15 protein-coding genes, 1 tRNA gene and 1 pseudogene are annotated in these 13,710 nt (G+C 58.3%); 13 read left to right on the top strand and 4 right to left on the bottom strand.

Features of this window, described 5'->3' with window-relative positions:
- The first annotated feature begins 157 nt into the window (after positions 1-157).
- From rpsU to AC0ZJQ_RS02460, 5 genes and pseudogenes are all read left to right on the top strand, one after another.
- On the top strand, positions 158-373 hold the full coding sequence (rpsU, locus tag AC0ZJQ_RS02480) for a 30S ribosomal protein S21 (protein WP_003290642.1): 216 nt from the start codon (positions 158-160) through the stop codon (positions 371-373).
- A gap of 138 nt (positions 374-511) precedes the next feature.
- Positions 512-2,455, top strand: coding sequence for a DNA primase (dnaG, locus tag AC0ZJQ_RS02475; RefSeq protein ID WP_476477302.1), 1,944 nt, complete (start codon positions 512-514; stop codon positions 2,453-2,455).
- Between the two features lie 67 nt (positions 2,456-2,522).
- Positions 2,523-4,379 carry an RNA polymerase sigma factor RpoD gene (rpoD, locus tag AC0ZJQ_RS02470; RefSeq protein WP_155551107.1) on the top strand — a complete coding sequence of 619 codons (1,857 nt, stop codon included), beginning with the start codon at positions 2,523-2,525 and terminating at the stop codon, positions 4,377-4,379.
- Positions 4,380-4,492: 113 nt separating this feature from the next.
- Positions 4,493-4,569: transfer RNA gene (locus AC0ZJQ_RS02465), tRNA-Ile, on the top strand.
- Between the two features lie 126 nt (positions 4,570-4,695).
- Positions 4,696-4,818, top strand: a pseudogene (locus AC0ZJQ_RS02460) (site-specific integrase); the annotation flags it as partial.
- 4 nt (positions 4,819-4,822) lie between these two features.
- Here AC0ZJQ_RS02460 and AC0ZJQ_RS02455 read toward each other — a convergent pair.
- Positions 4,823-5,976, bottom strand: a protein-coding gene (locus AC0ZJQ_RS02455; protein WP_253165161.1) for an IS3 family transposase whose coding sequence is annotated in 2 segments (ribosomal slippage) — positions 4,823-5,730 and positions 5,730-5,976 — 1,155 coding nt in all. Because the reading frame shifts where the segments join, the coding sequence is not laid out codon by codon here.
- A 324-nt stretch (positions 5,977-6,300) separates the two neighbouring features.
- Here AC0ZJQ_RS02455 and AC0ZJQ_RS02450 point away from each other — a divergent pair.
- The 8 genes from AC0ZJQ_RS02450 to AC0ZJQ_RS02415 all read left to right on the top strand — a co-directional run bounded on the left by AC0ZJQ_RS02450 (position 6,301) and on the right by AC0ZJQ_RS02415 (position 10,984).
- Positions 6,301-6,636 carry a hypothetical protein gene (locus AC0ZJQ_RS02450; RefSeq protein ID WP_476477301.1) on the top strand — a complete coding sequence of 112 codons (336 nt, stop codon included), beginning with the start codon at positions 6,301-6,303 and terminating at the stop codon, positions 6,634-6,636.
- A gap of 405 nt (positions 6,637-7,041) precedes the next feature.
- A complete protein-coding gene (locus AC0ZJQ_RS02445; RefSeq protein WP_476477300.1) occupies positions 7,042-7,674 on the top strand; it encodes a hypothetical protein in 633 nt (210 codons plus the stop codon).
- A 461-nt stretch (positions 7,675-8,135) separates the two neighbouring features.
- Positions 8,136-8,603: a hypothetical protein gene (locus tag AC0ZJQ_RS02440; RefSeq protein ID WP_476477299.1), complete on the top strand. Its 468-nt coding sequence runs from the start codon at positions 8,136-8,138 to the stop codon at positions 8,601-8,603.
- Positions 8,604-8,982: 379 nt separating this feature from the next.
- Positions 8,983-9,540 carry a recombinase family protein gene (locus AC0ZJQ_RS02435; RefSeq protein ID WP_476477298.1) on the top strand — a complete coding sequence of 186 codons (558 nt, stop codon included), beginning with the start codon at positions 8,983-8,985 and terminating at the stop codon, positions 9,538-9,540.
- Positions 9,537-9,806 (top strand): hypothetical protein, encoded by a 270-nt coding sequence (locus AC0ZJQ_RS02430; RefSeq protein ID WP_476477297.1) that lies wholly within the window; start codon positions 9,537-9,539, stop codon positions 9,804-9,806. Before AC0ZJQ_RS02435 ends, AC0ZJQ_RS02430 begins: the two co-directional genes overlap by 4 nt.
- On the top strand, positions 9,799-10,047 hold the full coding sequence (locus tag AC0ZJQ_RS02425) for a hypothetical protein (RefSeq protein ID WP_476477296.1): 249 nt from the start codon (positions 9,799-9,801) through the stop codon (positions 10,045-10,047). Before AC0ZJQ_RS02430 ends, AC0ZJQ_RS02425 begins: the two co-directional genes overlap by 8 nt.
- An 80-nt stretch (positions 10,048-10,127) precedes the next feature.
- Complete coding sequence (locus AC0ZJQ_RS02420) at positions 10,128-10,511, top strand: hypothetical protein (RefSeq protein ID WP_476477295.1); 384 nt, start codon at positions 10,128-10,130, stop codon at positions 10,509-10,511.
- A gap of 92 nt (positions 10,512-10,603) precedes the next feature.
- Complete coding sequence (locus AC0ZJQ_RS02415; RefSeq protein WP_476477294.1) at positions 10,604-10,984, top strand: antitoxin Xre/MbcA/ParS toxin-binding domain-containing protein; 381 nt, start codon at positions 10,604-10,606, stop codon at positions 10,982-10,984.
- 575 nt (positions 10,985-11,559) lie between these two features.
- On the opposite strand, the gene AC0ZJQ_RS02410 is transcribed toward AC0ZJQ_RS02415, so the two are convergent.
- From AC0ZJQ_RS02410 to AC0ZJQ_RS02400, 3 genes are all read right to left on the bottom strand, one after another.
- On the bottom strand, positions 11,560-12,546 hold the full coding sequence (locus tag AC0ZJQ_RS02410) for a hypothetical protein (RefSeq protein ID WP_476477293.1): 987 nt from the start codon (positions 12,544-12,546) through the stop codon (positions 11,560-11,562).
- 187 nt (positions 12,547-12,733) lie between these two features.
- Positions 12,734-13,102 (bottom strand): hypothetical protein, encoded by a 369-nt coding sequence (locus AC0ZJQ_RS02405; protein ID WP_476477292.1) that lies wholly within the window; start codon positions 13,100-13,102, stop codon positions 12,734-12,736.
- A 165-nt stretch (positions 13,103-13,267) separates the two neighbouring features.
- On the bottom strand, positions 13,268-13,486 hold the full coding sequence (locus AC0ZJQ_RS02400; RefSeq protein WP_476477291.1) for a hypothetical protein: 219 nt from the start codon (positions 13,484-13,486) through the stop codon (positions 13,268-13,270).
- Between the last annotated feature and the right edge of the window lie 224 nt (positions 13,487-13,710).

Here is a 13,710-nt window from a genome sequence, read left to right as displayed (position 1 = left end):
TAATCGCCACGGCCTGCGACCGACCAGCGCTTTTCGCTCGCAGGCTTTGCATTCCCGGCGTTCAGGGGTTAACATCCGCAACCCTTAAAACCAGCGTGCTTGCGAGTCATTTGCCGAAGCGCGTTGCCACCGGTAATCAAGTGAAGGTACGTCCTGGATGCCCGCTGTCAAAGTTAAAGAGAATGAACCCTTCGACGTAGCCCTGCGTCGCTTCAAGCGCTCCTGCGAAAAAGCCGGCGTGCTGGCCGAAGTCCGTTCGCGCGAGTTCTACGAGAAGCCGACTGCAGAGCGCAAGCGCAAGGCTGCCGCCGCAGTCAAGCGTCACGCCAAGAAAGTGCAGCGCGAACAGCGCCGCAGCGTTCGCCTGTACTGATCCCGTACAGCTGACGCAGCATAAAGCCCGGCCTAGGCCGGGCTTTGCATTGAACAAGACTCCGCTTCGCCAGTCGGCGAATGATCGGAGTTTTTGTCATTTCCGGGTCGAACATCACGAGCGCACCCCGAGACTGCTATGGCCGGCCTGATTCCGCAATCCTTCATCGATGACCTGCTCAATCGCTCCGACATCGTCGAAGTGATCGGCTCGCGCATCCAACTGAAGAAAGCCGGCAAGAACTACACCGCTCGTTGCCCGTTCCATAACGAGAAGACGCCGTCCTTCAGCGTCAGCCCGGACAAGCAGTTCTACTACTGCTTCGGCTGCGGCGCCGGCGGCAACGCGCTGGGCTTCATCATGGACCACGATCACCTGGACTTCCCCCAGGCGGTCGAGGACCTGGCCCGCCGCGCCGGCCTGGAAGTCCCGCACGAGGACAGCGGACGCAGCCACAAGCCACGTCAGCCGGTCGATTCGCCGCTCTACCCGCTTCTTGCCGCCGCATCCGACTACTATCGCCAGGCCCTGAAAAGCCACCCTGCACGCAAAGCGGCGGTGGAGTACCTCAAGGGCCGCGGCCTGTCTGGTGTGATCGCCCGCGACTTCGGTTTGGGTTTCGCGCCGCCGGGCTGGGACAATCTGCTCAAGCACCTGGGCGGCGATGCGCTTCAGCAAAAAGCCATGATCGACGCGGGCCTGCTGATCGAGAATGCCGATAACGGCAAGCGCTACGACCGCTTTCGCGACCGCGTGATGTTTCCCATCCGCGACAGCCGCGGCCGGGTGATCGCCTTCGGCGGTCGAGTCCTGGGCGACGACAAGCCCAAGTATCTGAACTCGCCGGAAACCCCGGTCTTTCACAAGGGGCAGGAGCTCTACGGCCTGTTCGAGGCACGGCAGAGCAATCGCAACCTCGACGAGATCATGGTGGTCGAGGGCTACATGGACGTGATCGCGCTTGCCCAGCAGGGGCTGCGCAACGCCGTGGCGACTCTTGGCACCGCCACCAGCGAGGAACATCTCAAGCGCCTGTTCCGCCTCGTGCCCAGCGTATTGTTCTGCTTCGATGGCGACTCTGCCGGACGCAAGGCGGCGTGGCGCGCCCTGGAGGCGACCCTGCCGAGCCTGCAGGATGGCCGTCGCGCACGCTTCCTGTTCCTGCCCGAAGGCGAGGACCCGGACAGCCTCGTACGCGCCGAAGGCACCGACGCCTTTCGCGCCCGAATCAACCAACAGGCCCAGCCGCTGGCAGACTACTTCTTCCAACAGCTGAGCGAAGAAGCCGACCCGCGCTCACTCGAGGGTAAGGCCCACCTCGCCACACTGGCGGCGCCGCTTATCGAAAAAATACCCGGCACCAATCTGCGCATCCTCATGCGCCAGCGCCTGGCGGAGCTGACTGGACTGACCGGCGAAGCGCTGCAAACCATGGCGGCGCCGGTGACGGATGCAAATCCCACCGCCACGCCCTATGACGACAGTCTCTATTACGACACCAGCACAGGCGAGCACGAGAACTACTTTGCCCCGGACTCCGACCAGCCCTCCCTCGCGCCGAAGAAGCCGACGAAGGAATGGAAAAAGGACTGGAAAAAACCGGGACAGCGACCAGACTTCAAGCCACGCGGACCGCGTACACCAACCACGGTCGAGCCACCGGCTCTGACCACCCTGCGCACGCTACTGCATCACCCGGAACTGGCACAGAAGGTCGAGGATGCCAGCCACTTCGCTGCGGAAGACGACACCTATGCCCAACTGCTGGTGGCTCTGCTCGGCACACTGCAGAAGAATCCGCGGCTGCGCAGCCTGCAACTGATCGCTCGCTGGCACGGCACCGAACAGGGTCGACTTTTACGTGCACTTGCCGAGAAAGAATGGCTGATATCGGCCGATAACCTTGAACAACAGTTTTTCGACACCATTAACACCCTTGCCGCCAGACAGCGCGAACGCAGCCTCGAACTGCTGTTGCGCAAGGCCCGCCAGGGCGCGCTCAGCACCGAGGAAAAAGACCAGCTGCGTCACCTCCTGAGTCGCGACAGCACACCCGCAACAACGACCTCAACTGGCGCGTGAGGCCTTAGCTCGGCTATAATGCTCAGCTTGTTTTCAGCCCGCCAGAACCTTCAGTGGATAGGGTTATATGTCCGGAAAAGCGCAACAGCAGTCCCGCCTCAAAGAGTTGATCCAGCGTGGCCGTGAGCAGGGTTACCTGACTTACGCAGAGGTCAACGACCACCTGCCGGAGGATATTTCCGATCCGGAACAGGTGGAAGACATCATTCGTATGATCAACGACATGGGCATCAACGTATTCGAGGTTGCCCCGGATGCCGATGCTCTGTTGTTGGCCGAAGCCGACACCGACGAAGCCGCCGCCGAAGAAGCTGCTGCTGCGCTTGCCGCAGTGGAAACCGATATCGGCCGCACCACCGACCCAGTGCGCATGTACATGCGCGAGATGGGTACCGTTGAATTGCTGACCCGCGAAGGCGAGATCGAAATCGCCAAGCGGATCGAGGAAGGCATTCGCGAGGTGATGAGCGCCATCGCCCATTTCCCCGGCACCGTCGACGGCATCCTCGCCGATTACGAGCGCGTGACGAACGAAGGCGGTCGCCTTTCAGACATCCTCAGCGGCTACATCGATCCTGACGACGACGGCGCCGCCGGTGCACCTCAGGAAGTCGAACCCGTCGCTCCGCAGGTCGCAGCCAAGCCGGTTGCCGACGACAAGGACGATGACGAGGAAGAAGAGTCTGACAGCGAAGAGGAAGAAGGCGACGGCGGCCCCGACCCGGAAGTCGCCCGCGCGCGCTTCGGCGCCGTGGCCGAGCAGCTGGAAAAAGCCAAGAAAGCGCTGAAGAAGCACGGACGTGCCAGCCAGCAAGCCATCGACGAGCTCGAGGCGCTGGCCATCCTGTTCATGCCGATCAAGCTCGTGCCCAAGCAGTACGACGCCCTGGTCGAACGCGTTCGCGATGCGCTGAACCAGATTCGTGCTCAAGAGCGTGCAGTCATGCAGCTGTGCGTGCGTGATGCACGCATGCCGCGCGCCGACTTCCTGCGCCAGTTCCCGAGCAACGAAACCAATCTCGCCTGGGCCGAAGAACTGGCCGCAGGCAAGAGCAAGTACGCCGAAGCGATCGGCGCCCGCAAGGAAGACATCCAGCGCTGCCAGCAGAAGCTGATCGAGCTGGAACAGGAATGCGAACTGGCGATTGCCGACATCAAGGACATCAACCGTCGCATGTCGATCGGCGAGGCCAAGGCCCGCCGCGCGAAGAAGGAAATGGTCGAGGCCAACCTGCGCCTGGTCATCTCCATCGCCAAGAAGTACACCAACCGCGGCCTGCAGTTCCTCGACCTGATCCAGGAAGGCAACATCGGCCTGATGAAGGCGGTGGACAAGTTCGAATACCGTCGCGGTTATAAGTTCTCGACCTACGCCACTTGGTGGATTCGCCAGGCGATCACTCGCTCGATCGCCGACCAGGCGCGCACCATCCGCATCCCGGTGCACATGATCGAGACGATCAACAAGCTCAACCGCATCTCCCGCCAGATGCTGCAGGAAATGGGCCGTGAGCCCACCCCGGAAGAGCTGGGCGAGCGCATGGAAATGCCCGAGGACAAGATCCGCAAGGTCCTGAAGATCGCCAAAGAGCCGATCTCCATGGAAACGCCGATCGGCGACGACGAAGACTCGCATCTGGGCGACTTCATCGAAGACTCCGCCATGCAATCGCCGATCGACGTGGCGACCGTGGAGAGTCTCAAGGAAGCCACCCGCGAAGTTCTTTCCGGCCTCACTGCCCGCGAAGCCAAGGTACTGCGCATGCGCTTCGGTATCGACATGAACACCGACCACACCCTCGAGGAAGTCGGCAAGCAGTTCGACGTCACCCGCGAGCGTATCCGCCAGATCGAGGCCAAGGCACTGCGCAAGCTACGCCACCCAACACGTAGCGAGCACTTGCGCTCCTTCCTCGACGAGTGAACCTGAACCCCCGGCCCGCCGGGGGTTTTGCTTTCTGCACCAGCCTCACGGACGACGCCCGTTGCGCGTGGCACATTGACAACGGCATCGGTATAATCCGCCGCTCCTTCTGGGGGCCTATAGCTCAGTTGGTTAGAGCAGAGGACTCATAATCCTTTGGTCCACGGTTCGAGTCCGTGTGGGCCCACCACCTTAAAAGCCGCGCACTGCGCGGCTTTTTCATATCCGCAGCAAAGGCAGCTAGACCAGTCCTATAGTCCAAAGGTACAAATTCAGTACAGTGCCGGTACAGCGGCGCGCCTTTGGAGCAGGAAAAATGGCCACCATCGTCAAAACGGAAGCAGGTACCTGGAAGGCCCTGGTACGCAAAACAGGCTGGCCGACCAACACCAAAACCTTCCGCACCAAGCGCGATGCCGAAGACTGGGCACGCCGCACGGGTTCTACCCCGTTTCCACGGACGGTTTGAAAAGGGCTGAAAACTTCAGATCTTGCCTGGCGACTCTACGACGCATTCGTGGGTTATGAAACCGCTCGATGTAGTCGAATAAATCCGCCCGTGCTTCATCACGAGTTCGATACGACTGATGGGCAACCCGCTCCCGTTTGAGCTGACCGAAGAAGCCTTCACAGGCTGCGTTGTCGCCGCAATGCCCGACGGCACTCATGCTGCAGACCAGCGTGTTGCGATTCAGAAAGCGCTGGTAGTCGGTGCTGGTGAATTGGCTACCGCGATCCGAATGCAGGATTACTGACCAGTCACCCTGGCGCTGCCAAATCGCCATCTCCACTGCTCGAATCACCATCTGCCGATCCTGGCGGTGATGCATCGACCAACCGATCACCAGCTTGCTGTACAAGTCGAGCACCACACATAGGAAAAGCTTGCCTTCCAGTGTGGCTATTTCCGTGATGTCCGTGACCCACTTGCGCTCCGGCTCCTGCGCGGTGAAATCGCGCTCCAGCAGGTTTTTCACGCCTGCTGGGCGGCCACTGACGGCTCTTCCAAAGCCACGTCGTTTCCGGCGTGGCCAGCCTTGAATTCGCTCAGCCGCCATCAGGCGAGCAACTCGGTTCAGGCTGACGACTTCGCCCTCGTCGAGCAAATCCTCGTGCATTCGTGGCGCTCCAATCACGCCCCGGCTGTCCTCGTGAATCTCCCGAATGCGCTTCACCAAGCGCGCATTCTCCTGAGCTCGCGCACTTGGTTCACGATCCTGCCAGGCGTAATAGCCGCTGGCAGAAACCTTCAGGCAACGGCACATCAATCGTACCGGGTACTCGTTGCGGCAGCGCTGGATCACCGTGTACCGCTCGATGACTCCTTGGCAAAGTACGCTGCCGCGTCTCTTAAAAAATCACGTTCCTTGGTTACTCGGGCCAACTCGCGCTTGAGACGGGCAAGCTCCTCATCCCGCGGACTTCCCGTTCCAGGGAAGACTTTCTCAGTGCCTGGTTGCGCCTCCCGAACCCAGCGGGTGAGCAGGTTGGGAGCCACACCAATCTCTAGGGCCACCTGTCGGCAGCTGGCCCCTGAACGACGAACCAGCTCGATGGCTTCCCGCTTGAACTCGGGACTGTATTTCTTGCGCTTCATGAACACTCCTTCAGCTCGGTGTGAGCTTACTTGAAAGTGTCCGTGCTAACGGGGTAGAACCCGAACGTCAAGCGTCACGCCAAGCATCTCAAGCAAATTCATCCTGAACTGCCTTATAGCAAGCGGCTCGATCGCGCTGCGGCTGATCTTCTCGGTCTCCGGAACTATCACGAACTAAGCAGCCGGTTTCAGGCTGTAATCGATCAGTATCTGGATTCGCCGACTGGCCCGAATGCCGTCGCGCATTGCCTCTACTGCGACTTTCGGTTCGCTGCGGATCTTAAAGAGGATCAGCAACAGCACCGCCAGATTCATGAGCGGGTTATGGAGGTCCACGAGATTACGGGCTATCGCCCGGGCACTTACGTGGAGCGGGAAGCCTTGAAAAAGGAGGGTAATGCCAAGGCGCGCAGTGCCGTTCCTCTGGAAGAGCGTATTCAGGGGGGAGTCTTGGTGCTGCGCGGATGGTTCGACCGCTCATACCGCAGCGCTATCGATGAGGGACAGTGGCGTAAGCACCCATCATTCGATGAATACGTGGCCATGATGATCCCGTACCTTGAGGATCTACTTCCTGATTTGGCGCCGTCCTTGGCTGAGCGCTACGGGCGCACTCCTGGCGTGATCGCTCATGGACAGACCAACTGGCCATTGCTGTAGCAGGCAAGCAGAGCCCGGCTTCGGCCGGGCTCTTTCGTCCTAATGACGGAGGCGATTGGGGCTTCTGGCGTGAAAAAGTTGTGGGTTGTTCCGCGTCAGCAAGCCCCTCTTCCCAGACCCTACACCCTATCAGCACGGTGAGGACATTGAGTACGGCGAGTACCATCAGCACGACGAGCACCGAAATCTAAAAAATAAATTATCAAAATCATGAACTTATAAGATTTTTTTGTGCGATATCGCGCAATACGATTATATGAACTAGCCTCACACCATGTATTTGGGTGCTCTGTATCGTTCATTCGCATGCATGAAAATGCGTGATATGTGCGCGTAATGACGGTTTGTCATCGTCCATGGATGCCTGGACACTGAGCTCAACAGAAATCGGATAAGGGCTGCAAAATGGCCAACGCAAAACAGTCGGCAAAACGTCGCTTAACGATGGCAGAACGTGCCCAGCAATTGATGCTGGTTCACTTCCCCGACGTTCCCGAGGCATGGAAATGGTCGCGTAAAACTCACGACGGCTTCAGCACGATTCCTCGGACCCTACCCATTGCCATGCAAATCATCGACGCTCAGTCGAAGGGACAGCCTGCCGGCCACGTACTGTTCTGTCTATGGGCGCGCATGCCCGATCATCCTGTCATCACGATCGAGAATCCCAGCACTTTTGCTGCTGAAGCGGGATTCCTCGGTGAGCGGGCCGTGGATACCTGGCGTCGTCGGATGAAGACGCTTCGCGATCTGCAATTCATCATTACCAAGCCAGGGGCGTCTGGCGAATTTCACTATGTGATGCTCACCAATCCTAACGCTGCGGTTGAGTTGATGCGTCAAAACAGCAAGGTTCAGGATGGCCTGTATGGCCGCTTCATCGAGCGACTGCCAGAGATTGGTGCCTATGGCGATATCGAGGCAATCCGCGCTTATTGGGTTGCGCTCCAAGAGGCAGCGAATGCCGCTGTACCGCCACCGCCACCCGCTCCATCCGCCAAACCAAAACGAGCCGGGAGGGCCAAGGCAAATGCATAGGAGGGTCCGGGGCATCGGGTGCCAGTCCACCCACCTTGATGCCCACAAAATGAAAGCCCTGAACCCGCTGAGGGTCGAGTCTTGATCGGTCGGGGTGGTGGTGGTGCAACGCTAGAGTGAAGTCTTGCTGACAGGAGGCTGTATGCGGACCGCGAAGAGAAGGGTCACGGGCATTGAGTGCGAGTCCACCCACCTCAATGCCCACAAAATGAAAGCCCTGACCAGCTGAGGGTCGAATCTTGACTGGCCAGGGCTGTGGTGGCGCAACGTTAGGGTGCTAGACCCCACAAAGAGTCTAGCACCCCTTCATTTTCTTTACGGCAGGGGATATGCAGTTAGGGCATTACTGCGAGCTGGCTCTGCCTCTGACCGACAGTGAACAGCCTGCCGAGGTCGGCTATCGGCCATTGAGGCCGTCCATATACGATACTTTACGTCTACCACAAGAAGGTTGGTGATTCATGGCTGCACTGCGTTATTCGAACAGCTCTACCTCTAACAATGTGCGCGTTCTCTGCGACATCATTAGAGATCCCAAGTGTGAGAGGGTTACCTTGTTCGGTACGGTTAAAGAGGTTCCCGCCCCTGGTGAGCAAGACCCAGATATGCCGCTGATGGCAGCCACCGCGGTGTACTCGATCCCAGGTATTGATCAGGTCCAGGTGGTTTTTGATGGCCAGTTCTTGAGCGCTGTCCGCTATCCACGTTACTTGGATGTGCGTGACGTTCTGGATGTCGCTGTGGCAGCCGGAAATGTTTACTTCAGTGAGGAGAGGGCGCCACTTACCGAGGCTCTTTCACCAGAGGATGCGGCGGCGGTACTGGGGAATCTGGGCGACCTGAAACTGCTTGATGCGAGCTCCAGGGCGAGCTACTTCTCTCTACTCAGCGACCTCACTGAGCAGCAGGTGGTTGATATTTTCAAGTAGGTCTATTCACATGTGAAATTGCACTGAGTTGACCACCCATTTACACAACCACTGACCAGTCAATTGCACTCCAACTGACCGCGCGTTTGCGCTTGATTTGACCAGCGCGCATCGTAAGAACAGCCAGAAGCAGTCGTCAGCGAAGGGCTGCTAACGGCCGGTGATGCCTCTACTTACTGGCGCCACTGGGTAGCTCTCCGGTACTTATGGTTACGAAGCGCGCAGGGCAACCACACCCAAGGCTCAATCTCCAAAACGGTTGTTTTACGGACACGTACAGCTACCTCCTTCGCCGCCCAATAGTCAGCGCTCACGATTGATTTAAACTCGTCTTTAAATCAAAATACGTAAACATCCTATGTTGACGAGAATTCGGACAATGAAGATTGGGTACGCGCGAGTATCACGGGATGATCAGCAGCTCGATCTTCAGCATGACGCGCTGACTGCTGCCGGTTGTGAGCGGATCTTCAGCGACAAGATGAGTAGTGCCAAAGCATCGCGTCCCGGTCTTGATGAAGCGCTGGCATTTGCACGACCTGGCGATGTTCTGGTTGTCTGGCGGCTTGACCGCCTCGGCCGCTCGATGTCCGAGTTGCTGCGCCTCACTGCCAACCTCGAATCCACTGGCGTGGGCCTTGAAAGCCTGAAGGAACAGATCGACACCACCAGTGCTGCCGGCCGCCTGGTTTTCCATGTTTTCGCTGCGATGGCGGAGTTCGAGAGAAACCTGATTCGAGAACGCACCTTTGCCGGTCTCGAAGCGGCGCGTGCCAGGGGGCGGCAAGGCGGGCGGCCTGGTGTGCCGCCAGAGACGATTGCTGCGATACAAGCCCTGGTAGGTGATCAGAATCGTACGCCCGACGAGATATGCAAGGCGCTGAAGATCAGCCGAAGCACCCTCTACAAGTATCGCCAACAGGCCAGCAAGTCGTGATCGAAACCGAACTCGAAGTGCTCTACCTCGGCGCGCTGCTGCTCTTGGCTGACTGCATTTGTTGCCTCGTCGCTGCGTATCGCAGAGCGCCTGTGCTTGGAGCTGTCGCTGGTGGCGGCACTGCCGGCGCGCTTGCTCTTGTGCTGATTACCAGAGTGATGCCGTTTGCTCTAGCCGCAGTGGCCAGCATCGTCATCGGAGGAGTGATTGCCTGGATGAAAGCGAAATCACTTGAACCCAGTGATAGCGAGGTAGCCCATGGATAAGAACCTGAGTAAGACAGAGGAAGCTGCGTTGCTCTTATCTGATGGCATGTCCACGGCGGAGATTGAGGTGCACCTGGCCATCGCCAACTATCTGATCCCCAGAATCGCCGGAACCCCGGCCGCGCGGGAAGCGTTCAACGCATTGGTTGGCAGATTTCAGGGGCGCTACCCGCACCACAAGCTGCTCACTCACCTGCTGATCGCGCCTGAATACCTGGAGCACGCCTCTGACACCCAGTAGTGATCGTGTAACAACGCAACCACGGTCCATATAGCGAGGGACTCATGCGAAACCGAGAGCGTACCTATAGCGGATGCCCTGTGCTGCCCCTGGTGACACAGATTGCCTCCTACCTGGATCATGGGGCCGTCCCGTGCAACACGGAATTCTTGGAGGTTCCGCCTGGCAAGGTAGTGCGCAAGCGTGGATTTTGGCTGAACCCTGGCTATCGCATTCACCACACGGCAATGCTGTTCTTGATCAGCACCGATGTGTACGCGATGAACGTCGACGACTTCTACGCGCGGCGGGATCAGATCCATTGCTACCTCAGCCACAAGGCTGGCACAGCCTATATAGGCAGGGTCGAGCATGCGGGTGAGTCTCAGCAGCTACTGCACCCGCTACTGCCCGACTTGCACGAGCCTATTGATATCCAGCTCAACGAGCTTGCTTACGTAGGACGCGTGATTTCTGCCATCTGAGGTGCTCCATGCTTTTAGGAATCCAGGCGGATGATTACCGCCAACGCAGGGCGAGGCTGCTAGGCGTACCAGAGCACGCAACTGATGTAGACGTGCATTCGCACATCATCAACGGCATCCCTGTAGCTCACTTGGCAACGCTGCTCAGGAACGGTGACATCGATGCCCATGCGTGTGAGCAAATCACGCCAGCCATTGGGCAAAAGCAACACCCAACAGACAGAGTTACGGCTCCGGACGCCTCACCAGATAATCGACTGTCTGCAGATGAGAGCGACCGACTCTTTCGCGTCGTGCATGCGATCGTGGTGGCCGAGATCCTTTTTGGTTCTCGTGATAAGGCGCAGCGCTGGCTCTCGAAGCCCAAAGACAGGTTCTCCGGCAACTCGCCAATACAGATGCTGACATCTACGGCAGGGGCCTGGCTCGTCGAGGAACTGCTGACACAGCTGGCGGAGGGTTTCGTTTTGTAGTCAGTGCGGCCGGGCAGTGGGTCGATGGATGACACACCAAGACTCGGATTTCGCTTCACTGCCGACAACACAAACTCTACAGCCGGGATCGACACGCAAACCCGATCTCATTACTACGCTGAGCGGCCATTTTCAGGCCTCGGTGTATCACCCTATTTGTCTACCCGTAATAGTCTCGCACTGATTTTTGAGCGTGCAGCGTGTGATACAGGAGCCGCGTGCAGCCTGTGATACACCAATAGCGTTCAGCCTGTGATACAGCGACATTTATGCCGCCTGAATGCGGCAATTCGGCCAACCCCGAAGACATTTACCGACAGCGCAACCCAAGTAAGCGAAGAGCCGCACTCAGGCGCGAGCAAGAGAGCTGCCGGCAGCCGAAAAGATGGCAATCATTGGCAATGAAAGCCAATCATTGCCATCTAATTACTCCTTGATGATCCGTGATTGCGTCATTACATGCCAATCATTGCCATTGAATGGCAATGATTGGCATGTAATTGAGCGAGGTTCGGACGTGTAAGCCTGGGAAGCCCGCCATCTGAGCTTTCATCCCATAGCGCGCATGGACGAGCTCAAAAAAGCGAACGCACCCAGGTCTGGATGGGATAGAGGATGATGCCGATCATCAGGCCTATGTACACCAGGTAGCCAAGAGTTACCTGCGGCGCGCGCAGCTCAGCGAGCTTTTCAAAGTCGCTACCCAGGTACATGGCCGCCTGAGTCGAGTTGAACGGCAGAGCCTCAAGCTGGGCCTTGGCGTTGCGCGCAGCTATGAAACGCAGGGAGACGTACCAGAACGCTGCTGCCGGGATCACCGTCCAGACCATGCCAAATAGGATACCCACCGCAATCACGACAGGGATCATCAACAGAACCTGAGGCCCAGGATCGACCATGCTTGCCATGAATTCGCTCGCGAAGGCCGAGAAGCCACTAGCGATGAAGCTCACCACCGCCCCCACATCCCACTCGGCGCCCATCGCCAGCCACAGGTAGGAAAGCCCCGCCATTGCCGCCGCCCAGTTGATGACCTGGGCACAGCCATAACCACCAAAGCCACCGCCATTGATAGGCGCTATCGCCGCGAAGTGAGTGCCACGCCCCAGGAGGGCCCGAGGCAGGAAGCAGATCACCAGCAGCAACCCGGCCATCAGAAGCATTAACCCCTCATATCCGGGCAACGGCGCCCACTCTCCGATGGAAAAGGAGTCTTGCTTGACGAAGGTGCGCCCCCGGATCACGTCCCGCGCCATGTCCACAAATGGGATGGCCAGTGCGGCTGCAATGACGCCGGACTTCGGCACCGACCAGATTTCGGCAAACCAGTTACCGGTCAGGCTACGGCGGTAGTAGTAGCGATAGGTGCGCTTGGGTTGGTACTGGGTACCGGAGTTTTTCACCGCCACCCCAAACCAGCCGCTGGCGATAGCCACATAAGAGAGTAGGCGCCCCGTATTGTTCATCACCAGCGAGTGGGTTGCCGAGCTATCCACCCAGGGTAGACGGACGGACTGCCCGGCAGGGCGATTGGCGCATTCCTCGACGAACGCATCCGCCATTTGGTTGCACGGCCTGTAGCCACGTGGGTAGACGAAATCGCAGGCCGCCCTCACGGAACTGACGATAAGGCTCCATATCACGTACAGCGGCAGAGAAACGCCATACGACCAAACCGCCCCAAGGAAAGACCTGACTGCCGCCATAGCCGCAACTCCTTTGCCATCAGTAGATTTGAACGATCAATTCCTACAGGTCTGCATTGCTTCCGGTCAGACTCTTGAAGAGCGCATCGATCAGCACTTCCCGCACAGCCAGCTTGCATTGCCGCTGCCAATTGGCGCGAGCCAGATAGCCGGCATCAATGCTCAGCGGGTGTAACCGTCGCCACTCTCGCTCAAGCAGGGTAGCCTCGCTCTGGAGATAGCCCTGCCTCCGCTCGATATAGGCTTGAAGCGCCTGGCATTCCGCCAGTCGACACATGAGGTGCGGATTAACCTCTTGGAGAACCTCGTGGACTCTCCGCCCCCAATACGAAAGGCCTTGGAGCTCCGGCAGCAGGGTGGCTTCCATCGGCATGGACAGGTAGACGTCATGGAACCGCGAATTCAGGGCCACCACCTGTTCCACCCGGCAAACATGCCTCAGCTGAGCCAGCCCCAAATGGCTGGCAAGAGAGTTTGATATAGAGGAAATATAGGGGGATTGCTTAAATTACGCAACTTACGTAAGTTGTTTTTTTATTCCGGCATCTCACCTTGCGCGCGACACCACACGAACCAGCTACTCACGGCGGACCTTATCCAGCAGAGCCACGAGTTGCTCTTCCGGCATTGCAGCAAGGGCCGCGACACCAGCACGAACAACATCGGAACGGGAGGCTCGGAAATTCCGCGGGATAAGGCTGAGGCGGTCAATCTCTTCGCTGATTTGGTCCGTCAGCGAGAAAGTGACGCGCTTGAAGACTGCTGCACTCTGGGTAGGAGCATTCGAGGTGGGCATGGTGGCTCTCTATTGGTTACCTAAGACCCGCAAATTACGTAAGTTATGCGAGTTATTCAATCATTGCGCCGGTGCTACACCGGTAAGCAGTCGAAGAACTGAATTGGCTAGACGATCCAGAATCAGTCTGACGCTGCTTTATGCAAAAGGGTGAGTGGTCCAATGCCATGGCCAAACTCGGCTCACCTTCGTTAAGCTGCAGCCACTTACGCGTAATAGAGCCC

Source organism: Stutzerimonas sp. 21-1, assembly GCF_056336065.1.
Note: the sequence above shows the minus strand (reverse complement) of the source record. Positions and strands in the feature narration are given on the sequence as shown.